Here is a 22,855-nt window from a genome sequence, read left to right as displayed (position 1 = left end):
GGAACCAGGGCGGGCACGGCCGCGCCGGGTGTCGGCCCGGCCGGCTCCCCGGTTCCCGCCGGGGGTCAGCCGGGCCAGCTCCCGGTGCTGAGGAACCGGTCGATGGTGGCCAGGTGCGGGGCGAGGTCGAGGCCCTGCGCGGCCACCCAGGCGTCGTCGTAGTAGGTGTCGGCGTACCGGTCCCCGGCGTCGCAGATCAGCGTCACCACCGAGCCGGGCCGCCCCTGCGCGAGCAGTTCGGCGATCAGCCCGAACGCCCCCCACAGGTTGGTGCCGGTGGAGCCGCCGACCCGCCGGCCGAGCACCGCCGAGCCGGCCCGCATGGCGGCCAGCGAGGCGGCGTCGGGCACCTGGGTCATCCGGTCGACCACCGAGGGGAGGAAGGACGCCTCGACGGTGGGTCGGCCGATCCCCTCGATCCGGGAGCCCCGGCCGGTGCGTACCGACCAGTCGGCGGCCTGCCACGCCGGGTAGAACGCCGAGTTCTCCGGGTCGACCACGCAGAGTTTGGTGGGCAGCCGCTGGTAGCGGGCATACCGGCCGATGGTGGCGCTGGTGCCGCCGGTGCCGGCGCCGACCACGATCCAGGCGGGCACGGGGTGCCGTTCCAGGGAGAGCTGCGCGTAGATCGACTCGGCGATGTTGTTGTTGCCCCGCCAGTCGGTGGCCCGTTCGGCGTAGGTGAACTGGTCCATGAAGTGCCCACCGCTGTCCTCGGCGAGCCAGCGCGCCTCGACCACCACCTTGGCCGGGTCGTCGACCAGGTGGCAGCGCCCGCCGTGGAACTCGATCTGGGCGATCTTCTCGGGTGAGGTGGAGGCTGGCATCACGGCGACGAACGGCAGCCCGAGCATCCGGGCGAAGTACGCCTCGGAGACCGCCGTCGAGCCGGAGGACGCCTCGATCACCGTGGTCGCCGGCCCGATCCAGCCGTTGCAGAGCCCGTAGAGGAACAGTGAGCGGGCCAGCCGGTGCTTGAGCGAGCCGGTGGGGTGCACCGACTCGTCCTTGAGGTAGAGGTCGATCCCCCACTGCCGGGGCAGCGGGAACGGCAGCAGGTGGGTGTCGGCGGACCGGTTGGCGTCGGCCTCCACGGCGGCGATCGCCTCGGTCACCCACACCCGGCTGGCCTCGTCGCACCGGTCGAGATGAGTCACGTCGGCAACGGTACAAGCGAGGTCAGCTCGGGTTCGGGCCGGCCCGGCGTCGTTGCCGGCGCTGACCGGCCCGGCCCGCCGCCCGGATCACCGGGAGCAGCGCCAGCGCCAGCCGGGGGTAGGCGTCCAGCAGGCGTACCTGGGCACCCCGCCAGCGGGGCAGGCTGACCACCGGCCGGGGGCGGCGGGCGAGCCGGACGACCCGGGCCGCGACCCGTTCCGGGCGCAGCAGGGTGCCGGTGAAGGAGGCCACCGCGCCGTCGTCGTCCAGCCGGTCGTGCAGCATCGGCGTCCAGATGCCGTCCGGGCAGAGACAGGAGACGTGTACGTCACGCAGCCCGGCCGTCCGCAGGTCGGCGAGGGTGCCGATGCTGAACGCGAGCAGCGCGTGCTTGCTGGCCGCGTAGACGGTTTCACCCGGGGCGGCGACCAGCCCGGCCAGGGAGACCACGTTGAGCACGTGCCCGTGCCGCTGGGCGCGCATCACGTCGAGGGCGGCGAGGGTGCCGGTCATCGCGCCGAGCGCGTTGACCTCGACCACCTGCCGTCGGGTGGCCGGGTCCTGCGTCCAGGACGCTCCGGTGACCAGGATGCCGGCGTTGTTCACCCACAGCCCGAGCCCGCCCCGACCGGCCGCCTCGGCGGCCACGGCGGCGCAGGCGGCCGGGTCGCGGACGTCCAGCACCCGGGACCATCCGCCGAGCGGCGCGGCGGCGAGCGCGACCGCGTCGGGATCCAGGTCGGTCAAAAGTACGGTCCAGCCGTCGGCGTGCAACGCGGCGGCGACGGCCCGGCCGAGCCCACCCGCCGCCCCGGTCACCACGGCGGTGGTGGGCGTCATCGGCGCAAGGTATCGCCGTCGCCCCGCCCGCACCAGCCCCGGTCGCACCAGCCCCGGTCGCACCAGCCCCGGTCGGCCGGTCAGGGGGCCGGCGGCTCGATCGGCTGGGGCCGGTTCTCCCACTTGGTCGACAGCGCGATGCCGGTGCGGGTGGAGGCCACCCCGGGGGTACGGCTCAGCCGCACGATCAGCTGTTCCAGCTCGGCGATGGTGCCGACCCGAGCCTTGAGCAGGAAGGATTCGACGCCGGCCATGAAGTAGCAGGACTCGATCTCGGGCATCTGTCGGAACGTCTCCAGCACGTCGTCGGTGTCCCCGCCGGAGTCCTCGACGATGCCGATGAGCGCGGTGACGCCGAGGCCGATCGCCTCCGGCTCGACCTCGGCCCGGTAGGCCCGGATGACGCCGCTGGACTCCAGCTTGCCGACCCGTTCGTGCACGGCCGGCGCGGAGAGGCCGACCTGCCGGGCCAGCTCGGCGTACGACAGGCGGGCGTTACCGCGCAGTAGTTCGACGAGGCTCCGGTCGATCGCGTCCACGGAGGGTGAGCCTATCCGTTGGGGCGTAACGTCCGGCGACCGGCATCCGTTGGATCTGACAGCAGGTGACAGTTCGCAGACCGACGGTCAAGGGAGTCCCGCGCCGGTACCATTTACTAACTTCCCACTCCGTGCGTTTTTCGCGTTTGGCGGACAGGCCAGTTCGCTGGTGCTGTAATTGCCATACGTCCCTCATGACGGCTCTGGGCTCGCACCGGCCGGGGGCAGTGTGTTCAGCCGAGGGCTTCGTCGACGCGAGGAGGGGGCTGTGGACACTGGAGATCGCCTGCTGACACCGGGTGAGGTCGCCGCACTGTTTCGGGTGGACCCGAAGACTGTGACGCGGTGGGCGGCGGCCGGCCGGATAGGCAGCATCCGGACTCCAGGCGGGCATCGCCGGTTTCGGGAATCCGAGGTGCGGGCCCTGCTGGAAGGGGAGGGCATGTTGGACGAGGCGGAAGACATAGGCAAGCCACGTAACGTGGGCCCGGCCGCCTCGACCGGGCCGGGTCCGGCCAATGCCGGGATGTACTGAATGGTGCGAGACGGACGCGCGGGCCGGCCGAAAGGTCCGGCCCGCCGCCGACTGAACGGGCGGCGGACCCGCCGGTACCGATCGTTGCGGCCCGGCTGATCGTTGCGGCCCGGCTGACCGTTGTGGCCCGGTTGACCGCTGTGGCTTGCTGACTGTTGTGGCCTGGCCGGGTACCCGCCCCGATTGGCGACGGCGGTCGGGCACACACGTCCGGATCGACGGCGGTGGCCGTGGTGGTCAGCGCTCGGCGGCCAACTCGCCCGACCAGCGGCGGAACAGGGTGTGCGGCACGCCCAGGGCGTCCAGCACCTTGCCGGCGACGAAGTCGACAAGTTGCTGCGCGGTGGCGGACGCGCCCGCGCCGTAGAAGCCGGGACTGGCCGGCAGCACCACCGCGCCGGCGTCGTGCAGCGCGATCAGGTGTTCCAGGTGGCTGCGGGTCACCGGGGTCTCCCGGGGCACCAGCACCACCGGGCGTCGTTCCTTGAGGTTGACCTCGGCGGCGCGTTGCAGCAGGTCCTTCGACAGGCCGATGGCGATGCCGGCGCAGGCCGCCGTGCTGGCCGGCACGACCGCCATGCCGCGTACCCGGTAGGAGCCGCTGCTCGGGCCGGCGGCGATGTCGCCGGCCGGCCAGTGCCGCACGTCGTCGCCGGTGAGGTCCCGGCCCAGCCAGCCGGCGAGGTCCTCGGCCCAGTGGCCGTCCCGGAACGGCCGGCCGGTCTCGTCGAGGACGGTCAGCCGGGCGGCCCGGGACACGATCAGGTCCACCGGATGCCCGGCGTCGAGCAGGCCCCGGACGACGGCCGCCGCGTAGGGGGTGCCGGACGCCCCGGAAACCCCCACCACCCATGGTTCGCGCATACGCCCAGCCTGCCTGGTGTACGCCGACCACCGACGCCCACCCCCACAATCGCCCCCGTCGGCACGGTGCGGGACCGGCCGGTCGACCCACCGTCGCCGTACCGGTGGTCCGGGCCTCCCGCAGCAGGCCCGGACGGCACGTCGACGCTGGACCTGCGATGCTGCGCACGGATGATCCACACGGTACGGGGGAGACATCGGTAATGGTCGACGAGATCCTCTGGTCGTTACGGTCGGCGTGCCCGATCCCACCCCGGCTCTCCCCGTACGCCGACGGGGTGCAGGAGTGGCTGCTGGAGCTGCTGCCCCGGCTGGGTCTGCCGTTGGGTGCCGAGGCGTTGCACCGGCTCGACCGGGCCGGCTTCGCCCGGTACGCGGGCCGCCTCTACCCCGACGCCAGCGAGCCGGACCTGCGTACCGTGTCGGCCCTGTTCACCTGGTTCTTCCTGGTCGACGACGCCTGCGACGGGCCGGACCGGCTGCCGTCGGAGCAGATCCGGGCGCTGCGTCGCGGGACGCTGACCCTGCTGCACGACGGCCCCCGACGGCGGCACCCGGGATTCGGGGGTCCGCTGCGCCGGCTGCTGGTCGAGGCGTGGCGGATGCCCCGCCGCCGGATGCCGGCCCGCTGGCGGCTGCGGTTCGTCGACGCGGTCGGTGACCACCTGGACGGCAACTGGCGGGAGGCGGTGGCGAAGGAGAGCGGCCGGACACCCGGCGTGGCCGAGTACGTGGCGTTGCGCCGGGCCACCTCGGCGGCGTACGTGTCGTATCCGCTGATCGAGTTCGTCGGGGGCAGGGCGCTGCCGGACGCGGTCTACCATCATCCGCTGCTGCGCCGGATCGGTGAACTCGGCAACGACCTGCTCTCCTGGTACAACGACCTCGCCTCGATGGAACGGGACCGGACCACCTCGGGCGGGCACAACCTGGTGTTGGCGCTCGCCGACGAGCGGGACGTGCCGGTGGAGCGGGCCGCCGAGCTGGTCGCCGACCGCTGGCGGGACACGATGACCCGGTTCCAGATGCAGTGTGCAGCCGTCCCGTCGTTCGGCCCGGCGCTTGACGACTCCGTCGCCGCCCACCTCGACGGCATCGCGAACGCCGTCCGGGGCACCATCGACTGGACCCTGGAAAGCGCCCGCTACCCCGTCCACCCCCACCCCTGACACCCGACGCCCCGCCCCGCCCTCCCCGCCCGCCCCGCCCTGGTGATCAAGAGGTTCGCGTCAACTTGAAGATCAAACTTGACGCGAACCTCTTGATCACCTGACGCAAACCTCTTGATCACCGAGGGCAGCCGGCGGGGCAGGGGTGGAGCGGGGCGCAGAGCAGGACAAGGGCCGGCCGCGGGGTGCAGGACAGTGCGGGGCGCAGGGCAAGAACCGGGCGCGGGGGCAGGGCGCGCGGGAACCGAGATGAGCCAGGAGCGGAGTCAGGCGCCGAGGTCGAGGCGGATCACCAGGTCGAGCAGGGCGAAGACGAACAGGGCGATGCCGACGAAACCGTTGGCGGTGAAGAAGGCCCGGTTGACCCGGCTCAGGTCGGTCGGGGTGACCACCACGTGCTGGTAGCCGAAGGCGACCGCGGTGAGCGCCAGCCCGATCCACCACGGCCAGCCGAAGCCGACCAGCGCACCGAACCAGATGAACAGCGCGAACGTCACCACGTGCGCCACGGTGGAGGCGTGCAGGGCGAAGCGCCGGCCGTAGCGGGCGGGGACGCTGCGTACCCCGATCCGGCGGTCGACCTCGTCGTCCTGGCAGGCGTAGATCAGGTCGAAGCCGCCGATCCACAGGCCGACGGCCGCGCCGAGCAGCCAGGCCGGCCCGGAGCCGGCGAAGGTGCCGGTGACGGCGAGCCAGGCGCCGACCGGGCCGACGGCCTGGGCGATCGCCAGGATGGCGTGCGGCCAGTCGGTGAACCGCTTGCCGTAGGGGTAGACGACCAGCGGGATGACGGCGAGCGGGGCGAGCACCAGGCAGAGCGGGTTGAGCAGGGCGGCGGCGGCGAGGAAGACCACCAGGGCGACGGCCGCGCCGGTCCAGGCCGTCCGCACGCTCACCGCCCCGGTGACCAGTTCCCGCCCGGCGGTACGCGGGTTACGCGCGTCGATCCGCCGGTCGAGGATGCGGTTGGCGGCCATGGCGAACGTCCGTGCCCCGACCATCGCCACGGTGATCAGCAGCAGGTCTCCCCAGCGCACCCGACCGCCGTTGACCTGCATCGCGGTCAGCGCCGACAGGTACGCGAACGGCAGCGCGAAGACGGAGTGCTCGATCGCGACGAGCTTGAGGAAGGACTTGACCCGGCCGGGGCGGGCGGCCGGGGCGACGGCGGTGGCCATCAGATGCCGTACTCCTTCCAGCGCTTGTCGACCAGGGAGGTGACCTCCGGCGACATGGTCATCTCCTCCGGCCAGCCCCGGGTGTAGCCCTCGGCGGGCAGCTTGCGGGTGGCGTCGACGCCGACCTTGCCGCCCCAGAACTGCTGGTAGGAGGCGTGGTCGAGGTGGTCCACGGGGCCCTCGGTGAGCAGCAGGTCGCGGGCGTAGTCGACGTTGCCGAAGGCCCGGAAGGCGACCTCGTTGTAGTCGTGCACGTCGCAGTCGGAGTCGACGATCACGATCAGCTTGGTCAGCGACATCAGGTGCGCGCCCCAGATCGCGTTCATCACCTTCTGCGCGTGCTTGGGGTAGCGCTTGTTGATCGACACGATCGCGCAGTTGTGGAACACCCCGGCGGCCGGCAGGTCGTAGTCGACGATGTCCGGGATCAGCAGCTTGAGCAGCGGTTGGAAGATCCGCTCGGTGGCCTTGCCGAGGCCGTGGTCCTCCTGCGGCGGCTTGGACGTGACGATCGAGTGGTAGACCGGGTTGCGCTGCATGGTCATCGTCTCGACGTGCAGCACCGGGAACGGCTCGACCGGGGTGTAGAAACCGGTGTGGTCGCCGAACGGTCCCTCGGGCAGCCGCTCGCCGGGCTCCAGGTAGCCCTCCAGCACGATCTGCGCGTGCGCGGGCACCTGCAACGGCACGGTCAGGCAGTCGACCATCTCGACCCGTTCGCCGCGCAGGAACCCGGCGAACAGGTATTCGTCGATGTCACCGGGGAGCGGCGCGGAGGCGGCGTAGCTGACCACCGGGTCGCAGCCGATGGCGATGGCGACCGGCAGCCGCTGCCCGAGCCGCTCGGCGACCGCGTGGTGGGCGGTGGAGTCCTTGTGGATCTGCCAGTGCATGCCGAGCGTGTTGCGGGAGTGCTGCTGGAGGCGGTAGAGACCGAGGTTGCGCTTGCCGGTCTCGGGGTGCTTGGTATGGGTCAGCCCGTAGTTGTGGAAGATCCCGCCGTCGTCGGGCCAGACCTGGAGGCCGGGCAGCCGGTCGAGGTCGACGTCGTCGCCCGAGTAGACCACCTCCTGGCAGGGGGCGGTCTTCACCTTGCGCGGCGGCACCGACTTGAGCTGCATGACCTTGCCCAGGCCCTCACGGATGCCGGACCAGCCGACCGGCAGCTCCGGCTTGATCAACGCGCCGATCCGGTCGCCGATCTCGTCGAGCGATCCGACGCCGAGCGCCATCGCCATCCGCTTCTCGGTGCCGAACAGGTTGATCGCCACCGGCATCTCGCCCCGGGTGGGCCGTTCGAACAGCAGCGCCGGCCCGCCGGCCCGGACCGTCCGGGTGACCACCTCGCTGATCTCCAGCGTGGGGTCCACCGGGACGGTCACCCGCCGCAGCTCGCCCGCGCGCTCCAGCGCCGCGAGGAAGTCCTTGAGATCGGTGTACGGGAAGCCACGAGCCGCCATACGGCCAGTCTCCCGCACCCCGGCCGGCAGCGCCCACGCCGGGTACGCCCCAGCGGTGTGCGCCTCCCCACCCGGACCGGTACGCCTCACCGCGCCGGCGGGTGCGTCTCTCCGGCCGGCGGCTGGTCGTTGCACGGGTGACGGCCGGTCGGGCCGCGACGTCGGGACGGGGGCGGGATGGGCGACGGACGGGTTCCGGCGGGGTTCACCGAGCAGCGGGCGCAGGTCGGTGACGTGTCGATCAACTATGTCCGGGGCGGTCGGGGGCCCACCCTGGTGCTGCTGCACGGCTATCCGCAGTGCTGGCGGATGTGGCGGGCGCTGCTGCCGGAGTTGGCCGCGACGTACCAGGTGGTCGCCCCCGACCTGCGCGGTTTCGGCGGCAGCGACGCCCCACCCGACGGGTACGACAAGAAGACCGTCGCCGCCGACCTGCACGGGCTGCTGACCGGGCTGGGCCTGGCCGACGACATCCGGCTGGTCGGCCACGACGTGGGCACCATGGTCGCGTACGCCTATGCCGCCGCGCACCCCGACACGGTGTCCCGGCTGGTGCTGACCGAGGCACCGATCCCGGACGAGAGCATCTACACGTTTCCCGCGTTGACCGAGGCCGGGCCGGCGGTGTGGAACTTCGGCTTCTTCAGCCTCACCAACGGCCTGCCGGAGGAGTTGGTCGCCGGCCGGGAGGCACGCTGGGTGGACCGCTTCACCGACTCGATCATGGTGAACAAGGGCAGCATCGGTGCGGACGACATCGAGGAGTACGCCCGGCACCTGAGCGACCCGGCCCACCTGCGGGCCAGCTTCGACTATTTCCGGGCCTTCGCCCAGGACGTCAAGGACAACACCGCGTACCGGAAGAGCCCGTTGCCGATGCCGGTGCTGGCCGTCGGCGCGGCGGCCAGCCTCGGCGGCCAGGTCGCCGAGCAGGTACGCCGCTACGCCCGCACGGTCGACGGCCGGGTGGTCACCGACAGCGGCCACTGGCTGTTCGAGGAGCGTCCCGCCGAGCTGACCGCCCTCCTACTCCCCTTCCTGCACGGCTGACAGCCCTCGGTCTGGCGAGATCAGGTCGACCCGGAGATGTCGGCGGTGGGGCGAAGGCGTTCGTCGAAGGATTACGCCGCGTCCGCCCGGCCTTCGGCGGTGCGGGCGGTGACGACACGGCGCAGCACGTCGAGGGCGTGTTCGGCTTCTGCGTGGCTCACCGGCTCGGTGCGGGTGGTGACGTACCTGGTCAGAGCGTCGCGGATGATGTCGGAGCGACGGACTGCGGTCTGCTCGGCGAGGCGGTCAAGCTGCTTCACCAGCGCCACCGGCAGCCGGGTGCTGACCAGCGCCATCGGTGTCTCAGGTGCGGTGCCGGAGGCTGGCGTCGCTGTCATGGACCTGATGACCGGCGCCAGGCTGTCGGTGTGCTGGAACCATGCCACGACCTCGTCTTTGGTCATCCGCTCAAAGTCCGGCTCGGTCATAGAACCCGCCTCCTCCATTCGTCGAGGTCCGCGCCGCGCAGGGCCCGCGCTCCGATGATCTTGTAAGTGCTCGTCCCACCGATGCGGTCACACAGCGCGGCGATCACTCGACCGCTGTCGGCCATCCCCATGATGATGAGCAGCAGATCCCCGAGAGCACGCTCGTGGCGGAGGCCCGACGGGGCGTACAGCGCCTGGGTCGTCTCGTCCACGCCGACACCGTTGCGGCTGGCGTTGTCCAGACCTTCGTCGGTCCAGACATACTCGCGATCCGACACCCCTCAAGCGTAACACGTCGTAATACACCCGCTCAGGATCACCGCGGTCAGGCCACCGGCTCCCAGGCGTACGCGGCGAGGGGCGGGTCGAGCGGGGCCCGGGTGAGGCGGTTGGCCAGGGTCGAGATGGTGTACGTCCCGACCCCGAGCACCACGTCCAGGGCGTGCCGGGCCCGGTAGCCGGCGTCGAGGAAGGCGGTCAGCTCGTCGTCCGGCACGTCACCGGCGTGGTCGAGGACGGCGAGGGTGAACCGGCGCAGCGCCGCCAGCCGGGGTTCGGGCAGCTCGGTGCCGTCGCGCAGTGCGGCGATCAGATCAGCAGCGGCACCCAGCCGGTGCAGGGTGGCGGTGTGCATCGCCACGCAGAGGTGGCACCGGTTGCGGGTGGCGACGGTCAGCACCACCACCTCCCGTTCGACGGGTGCGAGGTCGGTGGTCTCGAAGGTCGCGGAGGCGGTCAGGAACCCCTTGAGTAGTTCGGGGGATTCGGCCATCAGCCCGACCGCGCCGGGCAGGTGGCCGAGTTTCCGCTGCACGCCGGCCATGGTCGGCCGGGCGGCGTCGGGCGCGGTGTCGAGGGTGTGCGTGGTGAAGCCGGGTCGGGACATGGCGGTGTACCCCTCACGTACGATAGTCAACGTGGTTGTCGAAACAGTAAACCAGGTTGTCGAACATGTCGACTGGTAACCCTGAGCGCCCCGGTTTCGTGCTGCCGCTGCTGCTGCTCGCCGGGTTCCGCAGCCTCGTTGACGAGCTGCACGCCGAGTTGGCCCGACAGGGGCACCCCGAGCTGCGACCGGCACACGGCTTCGTGCTCCAAGCCGTCGGCGTCGCCGGCACCACGGCGTCCGACCTGGGCCACCGCCTCGGCGTCTCGAAGCAGGCCGCCGGCAAGACCGTCGACCGGCTGGTAACCCTCGGCTACCTGGAACGCGCCGACGACCCGGCCGACGCCCGCCGCAAGCTGATCCGGATGACCGAAAAAGGCGTCGACGGGCTGCGCCGCTCGGCGACGGTCTTCGACGCGCTACGGGAGCAGTGGGTGGGCCGGCTCGGCGCGGAGCGGGTGGCCGCCCTGGAGGACGACCTGCGGGCGGTCACCCCGCCGGATTCCTTCCGACTCGACGTCCCCGGCTGGTTCGGCAGCTGAAACGCCCTCCGGGCACACCTGCCCGGCGACCGACGCGGACGTCAGGAACGCGCCCGGAGTCACCGGTGGCCCGGCCTGTGCGACGGGAGTGCCCGCCGGTCGGCGGACGGTCAGTGGCGGCGGGTCTGCGCGACGAAGGCCCGCCAGGCGGCCGGGGCGAAGGTCAGCACCCCACCGTCGCGGTCCTTGGAGTCCCGGACGTGCACCCGACCGGGCAGGTTGTCGGCGACCTCGACGCAGGCGCCGGAGTCGTTGCCGCTGCGGGTGGCCTTGCGCCACCGGGCGTCGGTCAGATCCATGGCCTCACGATCTCCTCAAGCAGGTCGATCGACTGCTGTCGGGGCAGCGCCTCACTGCGCAGAGTTTCCCATCTTCCCAGCAGGGTCGCCACCCCGTCGATGTCGTCCACTACCGTGCCACCGGTCTGCGTGTCGAGAAAGCCCACCCAGTCGCCCTCGGCCGAGCAGCCGAGGATGAACGGCCCGAAAAGGCCCGCATGCAATCCGACCGTAGCCGGCAGGACGTGCACGTTGACGTGTGGCCGGCGGGCGCACTCGATCAGGTGCCGGAGCTGACCGGCCATCACCTCGGCGCAGCCCTCGGCGAACCGGCGGAGCGCGGTCTCCTCGATCACGGCGGTGAGCTGCGGCGCTTGCTCCCGGTCGAGGATCTCCTGCCGGACGAGTCGGGCTGCCACCAACTCCTCGATCCGCTCCGCGGTGTAGCTGAGATCGAGTCGGAAGCCTGCCCGCGCGTAGTCGGCGGTCTGCAACAGGCCCGGCACCATGGTCGCGCCGAAGCAGCGTAGCTGGGTCGCCGTCCGCTCGGCCTCCAGCCACGGGCGGAACCACACCGGCTCGCCGTCGCGCCGCCCCAACTCCCGCAGGGCGACGAAGAGGCCGCCGCTGTCGAACACGTCGTCGGCGCGCTTCAGGTAGGCGTGGTTCGGCACGACCTGCCCCAGCTCCACCGCCGACACCGTCGACGGGGAGTAGTGCACCCGGCGGCCGAACTCCTCCTGGGTCAGGCCGGCGGTCGCCCGCGACCGGCGCAACTGGGCCCGGATCAGCTCCGCCGTCGACACCTGCTCGCTCATCCGGCACTCCTATCGGGACGGCGACCGTCCACCCGGCAGCGGACGCGATCACGTGTCGCAGAGTAGTCATCAGGAAGCTCCCTGTCAGACCCCGCCGCTCCACAGTCCCGCCAGCATTTCCCGACCCCGCTCCAGCGCCGCACCCGGATGTGACGTCGGGACCTGCACCGTCCTGATTCGTCAGCGCCCGTAGAGCACCTCGGGATCGACAAGCACGACGTCCGGTCGGCCGGCGGCGACCCGGACGAGTTCGTCGGTGAAGCCCTCGGCGCTGGCGAGGAGCAGGCGTACGTCGGTCGCTTCCACCCCGGGCCGCCCCCGGAGAATGTCGCGTAGGCGTGCCAGTCGTTCCAGGTCGGGAAGACCCAGTCGACGCCCCCACTTCACTTCACCGATCGCCAGCAACGGACGCGGACCGTCCCCCATCGGCGGCTCGCCGAGCGCCACCAGGTCGAGTTCGTGACTGGTCCGGCTCGCCGCGTCGGTGAGGGTGGCCGTACCGACCTCGGCCACCGGCCCACCCAGCACTTCCGGATCGGCGAACCCCACCGCCCACTGCCGGACGATCTCCTCGAACCTCGGGCCCAGGACGGCGCTCGCGTACCGGCGTTGCGACCGTCGCCAGACCTCCAGTCCACGCCGTTGCTCCAGGGCGGTCCATGCCGGCCGCATCACCGCCTGGTAGAAGGAGATCAACGGCTCGGTGATCCGGTAGTTGCTGCGGCCGGTGCGCAACAGATCCGGCTCCCGGAGCAACAGGCCGGCGTCCTCAAGGACGGTGAGTGGGTGTTGCAGGTCGGTGGCCTTGCGTCCGATGTAGCCCGCGATCCCGCCCCGGCTGGCATTCCCCTCCGCCACGGCGGCGAGCACGGAGTGGTACAACGCCGCGTCCCGCAGGTCGGGGTCCTCCGCGAGCAGATACCGCGCCTCCCGGAACAGAGGTCGCGCCGGATTCAGCACCGCACGGACCACCCACGGGTCGAAGTCCGCCGGACCGGAGGGCGCGTCATCCTGCACGTATTCGCGCCGGTAGGCGGGAGTACCACCGACGATGGCGAAGACCCGCACCGCCAGCAGCGGATCGTCGAGCCCCCAGAAGGCTGCCGCCGCCCGGTAGTCCAGGGGCCGGACCGGCAGCTCCAGCCCGGCCCGGCCGCGCAGCGGTGCCGACCCGGCGAGCAGGCCACCCATGAACGACAGGGCCGAGCCACACAGCAACAGGCGGGCGCGGGATTCGCTGCGCTCCGGCCGCCCCGGAGTCAGTGCGTGTTGGATGATCGACGGCAGATCCCGTGCCGCCCGCACCAGGTAGGGAAACTCGTCGATCACCACCGGCACCGGGCGGTCCCGGCCGAGGGCGAGCAGCGCGTCCACCGCCGCCGCCCAGTCCGGAAGCTGCACCGGGCCGGGGGCACCCACGAACGCGCCGAGCGCCTCCCCGAGCCGCCGGAGCGACTCGGTCGACGTCGCCTCCGTGGCACCGAAGTAGAAGCCGCCGCTGCTTCGGGCGAGTTCGTAGAGGAGCAACGTCTTGCCCTGACGGCGGCGTCCGCTCACCACGCCGAGCGTCGCGCCGGGGCGCTCGTCCGCCGCGAAGCGGGCAAGCTCCGTCCACTCGATGTCCCGGTCGAAGATCCCGGCAGGCTTGGCAAGCTCACGCATCACGGCCTCCGCACTTCTTATAACTACACTTCTTAGAAGTGTAGTTATACATTTTGCAGACGGGGGGGCGTCGACACAGCCCGCTTCTCCGGCGGAGGATGGGCGCATGGACGACGCGTACACGGTGGGCGATCCGGACGGCCTCTCCCCGCTACAGCGGGAGATCCGCGACGCGGTGGCCCGGGAGCTGCACGCCCAGCTCGCCCTGCGGGCCGAGCACCTCGAACTGGCCGACGTGCCCGAGGTCGCCTACCAGGTGACCCTGGGTGTCGACCGGGTGCTCACCGGCCGGCTCACTCCACCCCGGCGTACGAGTGCAGGCCGGTGAAGAAGAAGTTCACCCCGAACAGGTTCATCAGCACCGTCAGGAAGCCCAGCACCGCGATCCAGGTCGCCACGTTGCGCCGGACGCTGGGCGTGGCGCGGGCGTGCAGGTAACCGGCGTAGACCACCCAGGAGATGAACGCCCAGGTCTCCTTCGGATCCCAACCCCACGCCCGACCCCAGGCCGCCTCGGCCCAGATCGCGCCCGCGATCACCGCGAACGTGAAGATCGGGAACGAGAAGGCGTGCAGCGCGAAGGTCAACCGCTCCAGGTCGGCCGCCCCGGGCAGCCGCCGGGCCAACGTGTACGGGAAGCTGCGCCGCCCCTGCTCGTAGCCGTTGCGCAGCAGGAACGACACCGCCGGCACCACGCCCAGCAGGAAGATGCCGGAGGAGAAGACGATCGTCGACACGTGGATGATGAACCAGTACGACTGGAGCGCCGGCATCAGCGGCACCACCGGGACATAGAGCTTCAGCTCGGCGAACGCCAGCAGCAGCACCATGACCAGGGTGAGGAACAGCCCGAGCCGGCGCAGTGACGGCCGCTTCCAGAGCACCACGAGCCAGGCGGCGGTCCCGATCCAAGTGACCGTCAGCACGAACTCGTACATGTTGCCCCAGGGCATCCGGTCGGCCGCGATCCCCCGGGTGACCAGCGCGCCGAGGTGCAGCGCGGCGGCGAGCACGGTCAGCGCGGCGGCGATCCGCCCGGCGAGCCGGGCCCGTCCCGCCGAACGGCTCGGCCGGGTCGACGGCGGCGTACCGGTGACGGTGTCGTCCGGCACCGGACCGTCGACCTTGGTGACACCCGCGCCGCCGACACCCGCGCCGACCAGCTCCCGGGCCGGGGCGACCCGGGCCGACACCGCGCGGACGTTGCCCAGCGCGTACTCGACGGCGTGGCTGATCATCGCGACCAGGTACACCAGGATCGCGAACGTCACCAACTGGTCGGAGACTGCGGACATCACTCGACTCCCTCTCGCGCCCGCCGGTCGGGCCGCCCGTCGTCGCGAACCGCAGCGACGAGAGACGCGAACTCCTCGGCGAACCCTGGATGCTCGGTGCGCGGCAGCCCACCGGCCGACACCAAACTACTACCGCCCGTCGGAGATCCACTGTCGGGGGGCGTCACCCGGAACCAGACCCGCCGACGGCGGCCGAACAGCGAACCCATCAGCCCGACCAGCAGCACCACGCAGGCGCCCAGCATCAGCTTCTCGCCCGGGTCGTGCCGGACGGACAGGGTGACGTACCGCTTGGTGCCGAGGAACTCCAGCTTGCTGCCGTCGTCCAGGGTCCACGTCTCACCCGGGGCGAGCTTCTTGTCACCGACCTGCTTGAGCTTGCCGTTGGTCACCTGCCGCTGGTCGAGCTGGTAGACCGAGCCGGGGATGCCGGCGTCCAACCCCAGGTTGCCCCGGTAGGCGGCCAGCACCACGGCCGGGTTGCGCTCCTCGGGGAACCGCGACGAGACGAACGGCGCGGTGTCCGGGGCGGTCGGTAGGTACAGCCCCTCGAAGGCGACCTGCTGGTTCGCGTCCCGGCGGCCGGTCTTCGGGTCGACGTTGGCGTCGGGGAAGGCGGCCACCCCCTCGCTGGTGAGGTTGGCGTCGCCACTGGTCAGGAACGGCACCGTGCTGGTCTGGCTGCGGCCGTACCGGTCGGTGTATTTCAGGATCGGGGCGTAGCCGTGGCCCAGCAGGTAGACGTTCGCCGAGCCGAGCCGCAGCGGCGAGTTGACCGAGAAGTCGGCGGTCCGCCGGTCCGAGCCGTCCGGGCGGTCCACGGTCACCGTCGCGCGGTAGCTCTCCGGCTGCCCGGACGCCAGGAACCGGGCGTCGAAGTTGTCCAGGGTCAGGCAGAACGGCGGCAGGTCGGCGCTGTCGACGCGCGGGCCGAGCTTCGCCTCGGCGTACTGCTGGCGGGTGTTGCAGAAGGCCTCGTCGGCGACCAGCAGGCGGTTGCCGTGCCAGCCGTACCACGAGCCGAGCGCGACGCCGATCAGCACGGCGACCAGTGAGGTGTGGAACAGCAGGTTGCCGGTCTCCTTGAGGTAGCCCTTCTCGGCGGAGACCTCGTTGCCGCGCACCTGCACCCGCCACCGGCGGCGACGCAGCACCGCGGCGATGGCCTGCGGGTCGGCGGCCCCCGGCGACTCCAGCACGGTGTGCTGCGGCAGCCGGTCCATCCGCTTGGGCGCGGCCGGCGGCCGGGCCCGCAACGCGCGCACGTGGTCGCGCATCCGGGGCAGGATGCAGCCCACCAGCGAGGTGAACAGCAGCAGGTAGATGGCGGAGAACCAGACCGAGCCGAACACCTCGAACGCGCCGATCCGGTCGAGCTGCGGGGCCAGCTCGGGGTGCTCGACGAAGTACCTGTCGACGTTCTCCGGGTTGACCCCGCGCTGCGGCAGCACCGACCCGGGAATCGCCGCGACCGCGAGCAGGAACAGCAGGATCAACGCGGTACGCATGCTGGTGAGCTGCCGCCACGAGTTGCGCAGCAGGGCCAGCAGCGGGTTCGGCCGGCGGCGGGGGGCCTCGGCGGGTGGGCTGGCCGGACGGTCCTCGACGGTCGTCATCAGATGCTCACCTCGCCGGGGCCCACTGTCGTCTGCAACCAGATCACGAAGTTCTGCCAGCCGCCGGTGACCAGCGCCAGCCCGATCAGGATCAGCAGCACCCCGCCGATCCGGGTCACCCACCGGCTGTTGCGCCGGACCGCGCGGAACACCCCGAGCAGCCGGTGGAAGCCCAACCCGAAGACCACGAACGGCAACCCCAACCCCAGGCAGTACGCCACCGCCAGCACCACGGCCCGGTCGGTCTGCCCGCCGGTGGCGGCCATCCCGAGCACCGCGCCCAGCGTCGGGCCGGTGCACGGCATCCAGCTCAGCGCGAACACCGCGCCGAGCACCGGCGCACCGAGCAGGCCGGCGGCGGGCAGCCGCCGGATGCGCAGCTCCCGCTGCATCCCCGGGAGCACCCCCAGGTAGCTCAGGCCGAGCAGGACGATCAGCGCGCCGATGACGACCTGGAAGGTGCGCTCGTAGTCGAAGAAGATCCGGCCGAACCCGGCGAAGAGGATCGCGGTGGCGGTGAACACGACGGTGAAGCCGGCGATGAACAGCAGCGTCCCGGCCAGCACCCGCCCCTTGACCGCCCTCACCGGCCGGGCCGCCGTCCGGGTCGCCGTCGCCACCGGGCCGTCCGCCGGTGCCGACCCGCCGTCGTCCGGGTCGGGTCCGCCGCCGGCCGGGGTGGTCGGCCGGGCGCGGCCCTCCAGGTCGGTGCCGGCCAGGCCGGTCACGTACGACAGGTAGCCGGGCATCAGCGGCAGCACGCACGGGGACAGGAAGCTGACCAGCCCGGCGAGCGCCGCCGCGCCGATGGCCAGCAGCAACGGGCCGGACTGGGCGAGTTCGCGGAACGTCTCGCCCATCAGCGGGAACCGGTCGACGCCGGCTCTTCGGCGGCGATCCGCTCGACGATCGGCCGCAGCCCGTCGGTGGTGACGGCGGCCCGGATCACGGTGGCGATCCGGCCCTGCCGGTCGAGCACGACGGTGGCCGGGATCGTGTTCGGCGGGATGTCCAGGGCCAGCGCCAGCCGGCTGGCCGGGTCGAACAGGCTCGGGTAGGTGACCCGGCCCTCCTCGAAGGCGATCGCCTTGTCCCGGCTGTCCTGCACGTTGATGCCGAGGAAGGTCACCCCGGATGCCCTGGTGGCCTGGTAGGTGGCCTCCAGGTCGTCGGCCTCGGCGCGGCAGGGCGCGCACCAGGAACCCCAGAAGTTGACCACCACCACCTGGCCCCGGGCCTGGGAGGTGTCGTACCGGCCGCCGGTGAGCAGGTCACCGGCGATCGTCGGGGCGGCGGAGCGTTGGTCGGTGGCGCACTCGACGATGCCGCCGTTGTTGGCGCAGCGGCTCTCCTCGGTGCCGGAGGAGCAGCCGACCAGCGCCGCCCCGGCGGTGACGGCGGCGAGCAGGACGGCCAGCGGCCTCCGGGAACGCATCTCAGGCCCCCTTGGCCGTCCGGGCTGTCGCGGACATGGCGATCAGGTGGGCGGCCGGTTCGGAGTAGCCGATGCCTACCACCTTCGCCCCGTCGAAGTGGAAGGAGGTGAGGCTGGCCAGTCCGCACTGCCGCCGGCGCGGGTCGTGCCAGAGCCGCTTGCGTTCGACGTAGCGGCGCAGCGTCCAGATGGGGAGCTGGTGGGAGACGATGACCGCCTCGCGTCCCTCGGCGGCCACCCGGGCGGCGTGCAGCCCGGCGAACATCCGCTCGGCGATGGCCCGGTAGGCCTCGCCCCAGCTCGGGGTCACCGGGTCACGCAGCACCCACCAGTTGCGCGGGTCGCGGAACGAGCCGTCGCCGGGCGAGACCTTCTTGCCCTCGAACCAGTTGGCGCTCTCGATCAGCCGCTCGTCCACCCCGACCGGGAGCCCGAACTGGCCGGCGATCGGCTCGGCGGTCTGCTGGGCGCGTTCCAGCGGGCTGGCCACCACGTGCACGATCTCCCGCTCGGCGACCGCCTGGGCGGCGGCCTTGGCCATCTGCACGCCCAGCTCCGACAGCCGGAAGCCGGGCAGCCGGCCGTAGAGGATCTGGTCCGGGTTGTGCACCTCGCCGTGCCGCAGCACGTGGACGACGGTCTTGCTCATTGGTGTTTACCCCCCGCTGCCTGCCGCTGCCGCTGCTGTCGCCGCGCCGGGCAGGGCGGCGGCGATGTGCTCCAGGGCGGCGTCGTCGAGCGCCGCCGACACGAACCACGACTCGAACGCGCTCGGCGGCAGGTAGACGCCGGCGGCGAGCATCGCGTGGAAGAACGCCTTGAACGCGGGCACCTGCTGGGTGCGGGCGCTGTCGTAGTCGACCACGTCGGCGTCGGTGAAGAAGATCGAGAACATGCTGCCCGCGTACGACAGGCGGTGCGGGACCCCGGCGGCGGCCAGCGCGTCGGCGGCGAGCTTGCCCACCACGGCGGCCGTGTCGTCGAGCCGGCGGTAGAGGGCGTCGTCGGCGAGCCGCAGGGTGGCCAGGCCGGCGGCGCAGGCCAGCGGGTTACCGGAGAGGGTGCCGGCCTGGTAGACCGGGCCGGCCGGGGCGAGCCGGGACATGATCTCCGTGCGCCCGCCGAAGGCCGCGGCGGGCAGCCCGCCCCCCATCACCTTCCCGTACGTCCACAGGTCGGCGTCGGACGGGTCGAGGCCGTGCCAGCCGGCGCGGGAGACCCGGAACCCGGTCATCACCTCGTCGACGATGAGCAGCGCGCCGTGGGCGTGGGCGATCGCGGCGAGCCGGGAGTTGAAGCCGTCGCGGGGGGCGACCACGCCCATGTTGCCGGCGGCGGCCTCGGTGATGACCGCGGCGATGTGCGGCCCCTGCGCGGCGAACGCCGCCTCGACGGCGGTGAGGTCGTTGTAGGGCAGCACGATGGTGTCGCCGGCCGCCGCGCCGGTGACCCCGGGCGAGTCGGGCAGGCCGAGGGTGGCGACGCCGGAGCCGGCGGCGGCGAGCAGCCCGTCGGAGTGGCCGTGGTAGCAGCCGGCGAACTTGATGATCTTGGAGCGGCCGGTGAACCCCCGGGCCAGCCGGATCGCCGACATGGTCGCCTCGGTACCCGAGTTGACCAGCCGGACCTGCTCGACCGGAGTGCGCTCGACGATCTCGGCGGCCAACTCCACCTCACCCGGGGTGGGGGTGCCGAAGCTGGTGCCGAGGGTGGCGGCCTCCCGGACCGCCTCGACCACCTCGGGGTGGGCGTGGCCCAGGATCAGCGGCCCCCACGAGCAGACCAGGTCGACGTAGCGTCGCCCGTCGGCGTCGTACAGCCAGGGACCCTCCCCCCGGACCATGAAGCGCGGGGTGCCGCCGACGGCACGGAACGCGCGCACAGGGGAGTTGACCCCGCCCGGCACGATGGCCCGGGCGCGGTCGAACAGGGCCTCGGAGGCCGGCGCGTCGGCGGGGTAACGGCCGGTGCCGGCGGAAAAGGTATCGGTCACGATGCGGCCCATTGTGTCAGCGCCGGCCGGGGAATCCGCAGCCACCCCGGGGCCGGGTTACCCGGCTCACCTCACCCGACGCCGGTGGGCGGAGCCGCCGCCCGCGCGGTGATCGGCACGGCGGATCGTCTCACCGGGCCGGGTTGGCGGGATCGCGCTAGGCTGACGGCGTGGATCGTGCCGAGCTGTCCATCACGGTACACCGGACGGGCGACGAAGTGGTGCTGCGCCTGGCCGGTGAGATCGACATGCTCACCGCCGCCCAGCTGTCGACCGTCGTGAACGAGGTGCTCGCCGATCCTCCGCCGCGCATCGTGCTCGACCTGGCCGGGGTGACCTTCTGCGACTCGCAGGGGCTGGGCACGCTGGTGGTGCTCAGTCGCAAGGCCAGCCACTCCCAGTGCCTGTTGATCCTGAGCAACGTGGGCGACTTCCTGCTGCGCGTCCTCGACATCACCGGCCTCCGTTCCGCCCTGATGATCCGTAACGAGACCCCCTCCGGCTGACCGGTCAGCCGACCGGGGTGTCGCGGCGGCGGAAGGACACGAAACCGGCCGCGCAGAGCACCCCGGCGAGCGCGGTCAGCGCCAGCAGCGGGGTGACACTCCAGCCCGCCCGCAACACCTGCGGGGTGTGCGTGAACGGCGACAGGTCCAGCAGCCACTGGCTCAGCTCCAGCACCGCGCCGAGCTGACCGAGCAGCACCGCCAGCGCGAGCACCGCCCAGGCCGCCGCGGTGAACCGGGGCAGCAGCCCGTGCAGCAGCACCGCCAGGCCGGCCAGCACCCAGGCCGCCGGCACCTGCGCCAGGGCGGCACCGAGCATCCGGGGCAGCTCACCCGGCACGTCACCCACTCCCAGCCCGTAGGTCAGGCCGGCAGCGAGACCGGTCAGCGCCAGCGCCACCACCGGCCCCAGCAGGGCGAACACCAGGTGCGAGGCGAGCCAGGCCGACCGGTGCACCCCGGTGGCCAGCACCGGCTCGACCCGCCCGGCGGCCTCCTCCGACCGCATCCGCAACGCCGCCTGGACGCCGTAGCCGGCGGCAGCCAGCCCGGCCACCCCCAGCGACGCCCCCAGGTACGCCTCGGCCAGCCCCGACGCGCCACCCAGCCGGGCCATCACCTGCTCCAGCGCGGCGTTGCCGGCGACCGACCGGCCGGCGGACTCGGCAGCACCGCCGACGACCAGCCCGAGCAGGCCGAAGCCCACCGACCAGCCCAGCAGTTGCCCCCGGTGCAGCCGCCAGGCCAGCCCGAACGGCCCGGACAGCGCCCGCCCGGCCCGCGCCGGGCCCGGCCGCGACGGCAACAGGCCGGCACCGAGATCCCGCCGCACCGACACCGGGTACGTCACCACGGCCAGCAGCACGGTCAGCGCGGCCGGCAACGCCAGCACCCACCAGCGCTCCCCCTCGTACGCACGGATGCGCGGGGCCCAGCCCAGCGGGGAGAGCCAGCTCGGCCACCCCTGGTCGGAGGTGTCCCCGACCAGCCGCAGCGCGAACGTCACCCCGAGCACCCCGACGGCGATCCCGCGTGCCCCGGCGGCGGTCTGGGTGAGCTGGGCGGCCAACCCGCCCACCGAGGCGAAGACCACCCCCACCAGCGCCACCGACAGCCCGTACGCCAGCGAGCCGGCCAGCGGCAGCCCGGCGGCGGCCAGCCCGGCGGCGGTGAGCAGGCCGAGCACCAGGCTGGCCGCGTACGTCACCAGCAGCGCGGCGGTGAGCCCGGCGTGCCGGCCGAGGACTGTCGCGTCGAGCAGTTCCCGCCGGCCGGCCTCCTCCTCGGTGCGGGTGTGCCGGATGACGGTGAGCAGGGCGGCCAGTCCGACGATCACCTGGAGGAAGCCGCCCCGCTGGGCGGTCAACGCGCCGATGCTGTCGCCGTAGACCGGGCCGAGCAGGGCCACCACCGACGGGCTGCGGGCGGTGCCGTCGGCGTACGCGGCCCGCTCGGCGGAGGTCGGGAACAGCGCGATGAAGCTGCCCGCGTACGACACCGGGAGGGCGGCCAGCGGCAGCACCCAGAGCGGCAGGACGATCCGGTCCCGGCGCAGGATCAGCCGGGTCAGGTGACCGGTGCCGGTGAGGGTGCTCATCGCCCCACCCCCGTCGGCTGGTCGCCGGCCGGGGTGCCGGCGGCCGGCGTCTCGTAGTGACGCAGGAACAACTCCTCCAGCGTCGGCGGCTGGCTGACCAGGCTGCGTACGCCGATCTCGGTGAGCCGGCGCAGCGCGGTGTCCAGCGCGACGGTGTCGACGGCGAACCGGACCCGCCCGCCGTCGACCCGCAGGTCGTGCACGCCGGGCAGGTCGGCCAGGTCATCGACCGGGCCGGCCAGTTCGGCGTCGATCGCGGTGCGGTGCAGGTGGCGCAGCTCCGTAAGGGTGCCGGTCTCGACGTCACGGCCGTTGCGGATGATCGTCACCCGGTCGCAGAGCGCCTCCACCTCGGCGAGGATGTGGCTGGACAGCAGCACCGTGCGGCCGTCGTGCCGGGCCCGGTCGATCCAGTGCTGGAACACCTCCTCCATCAGCGGGTCCAGCCCGGAGGTGGGCTCGTCGAGGATGAGCAGTTCGACGTCGGAGGCGAGCGCGGCGACCAGGCCGACCTTCTGCCGGTTGCCCTTGGAGTAGGTGCGCCCCTTCTTGCGGGGGTCCAGCTCGAACGACTCCAGCAGCTCGGCGCGGCGCTTCGGGTCGAGCCCACCGCGCATCCGCCCGAGCAGGTCGATCACCTCGCCGCCGGAGAGCTGCGGCCAGAGGGTGACGTCACCCGGCACGTACGCCAGGCGGCGGTGCAGCGTGACGGCGTCGCGCCACGGGTCACCACCGAGCAGTCGGACGGCCCCCGCGTCGGCCCGCAGCAGTCCGAGCAGGACCCGGATGGCTGTCGACTTGCCGGCGCCGTTCGGGCCGAGGAAGCCGTGCACCTCGCCGGCCCGCACGGTCAGGTCGAGCCCGTCGAGGGCCCGGGTGCGGCCGAAGGTCTTCACCAGGCCGGTCACCGCTATCGGAGTTTCCACAATTCGGAAGCTACACTCGTTTCACAAAGTTGTGAAGACTCTGTTCGGTGCGGCACCATCGCCTGAACCGTCCCGAGCCC

The 22,855-nt window shown here is 72.3% G+C and carries 26 protein-coding genes; 6 read left to right on the top strand and 20 right to left on the bottom strand.

Going from position 1 to position 22,855, the window contains the following annotated elements; translation table 11 throughout:
- Positions 1-65: 65 nt before the first annotated feature.
- From cds1 to JQX11_RS15885, 3 genes are all read right to left on the bottom strand, one after another.
- Positions 66-1,157 (bottom strand): L-cysteine desulfhydrase Cds1, encoded by a 1,092-nt coding sequence (cds1, locus tag JQX11_RS15895; RefSeq protein ID WP_204925737.1) that lies wholly within the window; start codon positions 1,155-1,157, stop codon positions 66-68.
- A 22-nt stretch (positions 1,158-1,179) separates the two neighbouring features.
- Positions 1,180-1,998, bottom strand: a complete 819-nt coding sequence (locus tag JQX11_RS15890; RefSeq protein ID WP_204925736.1) for an SDR family NAD(P)-dependent oxidoreductase — start codon at positions 1,996-1,998, stop codon at positions 1,180-1,182.
- Positions 1,999-2,078: 80 nt separating this feature from the next.
- On the bottom strand, positions 2,079-2,537 hold the full coding sequence (locus JQX11_RS15885) for an Lrp/AsnC family transcriptional regulator (protein ID WP_204925735.1): 459 nt from the start codon (positions 2,535-2,537) through the stop codon (positions 2,079-2,081).
- A 268-nt stretch (positions 2,538-2,805) separates the two neighbouring features.
- Here JQX11_RS15885 and JQX11_RS15880 point away from each other — a divergent pair, with 268 nt between their 5' ends.
- Entirely contained in the window at positions 2,806-3,072 is a 267-nt protein-coding gene (locus JQX11_RS15880) for a BldC family transcriptional regulator (protein ID WP_204925734.1), read from the top strand.
- Positions 3,073-3,309: 237 nt separating this feature from the next.
- Here the strand turns inward: JQX11_RS15880 and JQX11_RS15875 are convergent, their stop codons facing one another.
- On the bottom strand, positions 3,310-3,936 hold the full coding sequence (locus JQX11_RS15875) for a UbiX family flavin prenyltransferase (protein WP_204925733.1): 627 nt from the start codon (positions 3,934-3,936) through the stop codon (positions 3,310-3,312).
- 203 nt (positions 3,937-4,139) lie between these two features.
- Here JQX11_RS15875 and JQX11_RS15870 point away from each other — a divergent pair, with 203 nt between their 5' ends.
- Positions 4,140-5,105 carry a terpene synthase family protein gene (locus JQX11_RS15870; protein WP_204925732.1) on the top strand — a complete coding sequence of 322 codons (966 nt, stop codon included), beginning with the start codon at positions 4,140-4,142 and terminating at the stop codon, positions 5,103-5,105.
- Between the two features lie 266 nt (positions 5,106-5,371).
- Here the strand turns inward: JQX11_RS15870 and mqnP are convergent, their stop codons facing one another.
- Together mqnP and JQX11_RS15860 are read right to left on the bottom strand one after the other, a co-directional pair.
- Entirely contained in the window at positions 5,372-6,283 is a 912-nt protein-coding gene (mqnP, locus tag JQX11_RS15865; RefSeq protein ID WP_204925731.1) for a menaquinone biosynthesis prenyltransferase MqnP, read from the bottom strand.
- Positions 6,283-7,743 carry a menaquinone biosynthesis decarboxylase gene (locus JQX11_RS15860; protein WP_204925730.1) on the bottom strand — a complete coding sequence of 487 codons (1,461 nt, stop codon included), beginning with the start codon at positions 7,741-7,743 and terminating at the stop codon, positions 6,283-6,285. Before JQX11_RS15860 ends, mqnP begins: the two co-directional genes overlap by 1 nt.
- Positions 7,744-7,920: 177 nt before the next feature.
- Here JQX11_RS15860 and JQX11_RS15855 point away from each other — a divergent pair, with 177 nt between their 5' ends.
- A complete protein-coding gene (locus JQX11_RS15855) occupies positions 7,921-8,793 on the top strand; it encodes an alpha/beta fold hydrolase (RefSeq protein ID WP_204925729.1) in 873 nt (290 codons plus the stop codon).
- 71 nt (positions 8,794-8,864) lie between these two features.
- On the opposite strand, the gene JQX11_RS15850 is transcribed toward JQX11_RS15855, so the two are convergent.
- From JQX11_RS15850 to JQX11_RS33095, 3 genes are read right to left on the bottom strand one after another with little or no spacing between them, the layout of a single operon-like run.
- Positions 8,865-9,221 (bottom strand): ribbon-helix-helix protein, CopG family, encoded by a 357-nt coding sequence (locus JQX11_RS15850; RefSeq protein ID WP_204925728.1) that lies wholly within the window; start codon positions 9,219-9,221, stop codon positions 8,865-8,867.
- Complete coding sequence (locus JQX11_RS15845; RefSeq protein ID WP_204925727.1) at positions 9,218-9,499, bottom strand: hypothetical protein; 282 nt, start codon at positions 9,497-9,499, stop codon at positions 9,218-9,220. Before JQX11_RS15845 ends, JQX11_RS15850 begins: the two co-directional genes overlap by 4 nt.
- A gap of 47 nt (positions 9,500-9,546) precedes the next feature.
- Positions 9,547-10,137, bottom strand: a complete 591-nt coding sequence (locus JQX11_RS33095; protein ID WP_269756882.1) for a carboxymuconolactone decarboxylase family protein — start codon at positions 10,135-10,137, stop codon at positions 9,547-9,549.
- Between the two features lie 35 nt (positions 10,138-10,172).
- Here JQX11_RS33095 and JQX11_RS15835 point away from each other — a divergent pair, with 35 nt between their 5' ends.
- On the top strand, positions 10,173-10,649 hold the full coding sequence (locus JQX11_RS15835) for a MarR family winged helix-turn-helix transcriptional regulator (RefSeq protein ID WP_204925726.1): 477 nt from the start codon (positions 10,173-10,175) through the stop codon (positions 10,647-10,649).
- 110 nt (positions 10,650-10,759) lie between these two features.
- On the opposite strand, the gene JQX11_RS15830 is transcribed toward JQX11_RS15835, so the two are convergent.
- The 3 genes from JQX11_RS15830 to JQX11_RS15820 all read right to left on the bottom strand — a co-directional run bounded on the left by JQX11_RS15830 (position 10,760) and on the right by JQX11_RS15820 (position 13,407).
- Positions 10,760-10,948: a DUF397 domain-containing protein gene (locus JQX11_RS15830; protein WP_088642057.1), complete on the bottom strand. Its 189-nt coding sequence runs from the start codon at positions 10,946-10,948 to the stop codon at positions 10,760-10,762.
- Positions 10,939-11,745 (bottom strand): helix-turn-helix domain-containing protein, encoded by an 807-nt coding sequence (locus JQX11_RS15825; RefSeq protein ID WP_204925725.1) that lies wholly within the window; start codon positions 11,743-11,745, stop codon positions 10,939-10,941. Before JQX11_RS15825 ends, JQX11_RS15830 begins: the two co-directional genes overlap by 10 nt.
- Before the next feature lie 180 nt (positions 11,746-11,925).
- A complete protein-coding gene (locus tag JQX11_RS15820) occupies positions 11,926-13,407 on the bottom strand; it encodes an ATP-binding protein (protein WP_204925724.1) in 1,482 nt (493 codons plus the stop codon).
- Positions 13,408-13,513: 106 nt separating this feature from the next.
- On the opposite strand from JQX11_RS15820, the gene JQX11_RS15815 reads away from it, so the two are divergent.
- Complete coding sequence (locus JQX11_RS15815; protein ID WP_204925723.1) at positions 13,514-13,735, top strand: hypothetical protein; 222 nt, start codon at positions 13,514-13,516, stop codon at positions 13,733-13,735.
- Here the strand turns inward: JQX11_RS15815 and ccsB are convergent.
- Genes ccsB through hemL form a run of 6 tightly spaced genes read right to left on the bottom strand, consistent with a single transcriptional unit; the run spans position 13,701 to position 19,746 of the window.
- Positions 13,701-14,702 (bottom strand): c-type cytochrome biogenesis protein CcsB, encoded by a 1,002-nt coding sequence (ccsB, locus tag JQX11_RS15810; protein ID WP_204925722.1) that lies wholly within the window; start codon positions 14,700-14,702, stop codon positions 13,701-13,703. The two genes, JQX11_RS15815 and ccsB, sit on opposite strands and share 35 nt — an antisense overlap.
- On the bottom strand, positions 14,702-16,318 hold the full coding sequence (resB, locus tag JQX11_RS15805; RefSeq protein ID WP_204925721.1) for a cytochrome c biogenesis protein ResB: 1,617 nt from the start codon (positions 16,316-16,318) through the stop codon (positions 14,702-14,704). The genes ccsB and resB overlap by 1 nt, the downstream gene beginning before the upstream one ends.
- A complete protein-coding gene (locus JQX11_RS15800; RefSeq protein WP_204925720.1) occupies positions 16,318-17,178 on the bottom strand; it encodes a cytochrome c biogenesis CcdA family protein in 861 nt (286 codons plus the stop codon). The genes resB and JQX11_RS15800 overlap by 1 nt, the downstream gene beginning before the upstream one ends.
- On the bottom strand, positions 17,178-17,753 hold the full coding sequence (locus JQX11_RS15795) for a TlpA family protein disulfide reductase (RefSeq protein ID WP_204925719.1): 576 nt from the start codon (positions 17,751-17,753) through the stop codon (positions 17,178-17,180). The genes JQX11_RS15800 and JQX11_RS15795 overlap by 1 nt, the downstream gene beginning before the upstream one ends.
- 1 nt (position 17,754) lies before the next feature.
- Positions 17,755-18,402 carry a histidine phosphatase family protein gene (locus tag JQX11_RS15790; RefSeq protein WP_088642050.1) on the bottom strand — a complete coding sequence of 216 codons (648 nt, stop codon included), beginning with the start codon at positions 18,400-18,402 and terminating at the stop codon, positions 17,755-17,757.
- Between the two features lie 6 nt (positions 18,403-18,408).
- A complete protein-coding gene (gene hemL, locus JQX11_RS15785) occupies positions 18,409-19,746 on the bottom strand; it encodes a glutamate-1-semialdehyde 2,1-aminomutase (protein ID WP_204925718.1) in 1,338 nt (445 codons plus the stop codon).
- Between the two features lie 170 nt (positions 19,747-19,916).
- Between hemL and JQX11_RS15780 the strand changes: the two genes are divergently transcribed.
- Positions 19,917-20,252 carry an STAS domain-containing protein gene (locus JQX11_RS15780; RefSeq protein ID WP_145917415.1) on the top strand — a complete coding sequence of 112 codons (336 nt, stop codon included), beginning with the start codon at positions 19,917-19,919 and terminating at the stop codon, positions 20,250-20,252.
- 4 nt (positions 20,253-20,256) lie between these two features.
- Here JQX11_RS15780 and JQX11_RS15775 read toward each other — a convergent pair whose 3' ends face one another.
- Both JQX11_RS15775 and JQX11_RS15770 read right to left on the bottom strand, forming a co-directional pair.
- Positions 20,257-21,849, bottom strand: a complete 1,593-nt coding sequence (locus JQX11_RS15775) for an ABC transporter permease (protein WP_204925717.1) — start codon at positions 21,847-21,849, stop codon at positions 20,257-20,259.
- Entirely contained in the window at positions 21,846-22,775 is a 930-nt protein-coding gene (locus JQX11_RS15770; protein ID WP_204925716.1) for an ABC transporter ATP-binding protein, read from the bottom strand. Before JQX11_RS15770 ends, JQX11_RS15775 begins: the two co-directional genes overlap by 4 nt.
- Positions 22,776-22,855 lie beyond the last annotated feature (80 nt).

This window comes from Micromonospora humida, from assembly GCF_016901255.1.
Taxonomy (GTDB): Bacteria; Actinomycetota; Actinomycetes; order Mycobacteriales; family Micromonosporaceae; genus Micromonospora; species Micromonospora wenchangensis.
The sequence above is the reverse complement of the archived record's forward strand: the minus strand, read 5'-3'. Positions and strand labels throughout refer to the sequence as shown.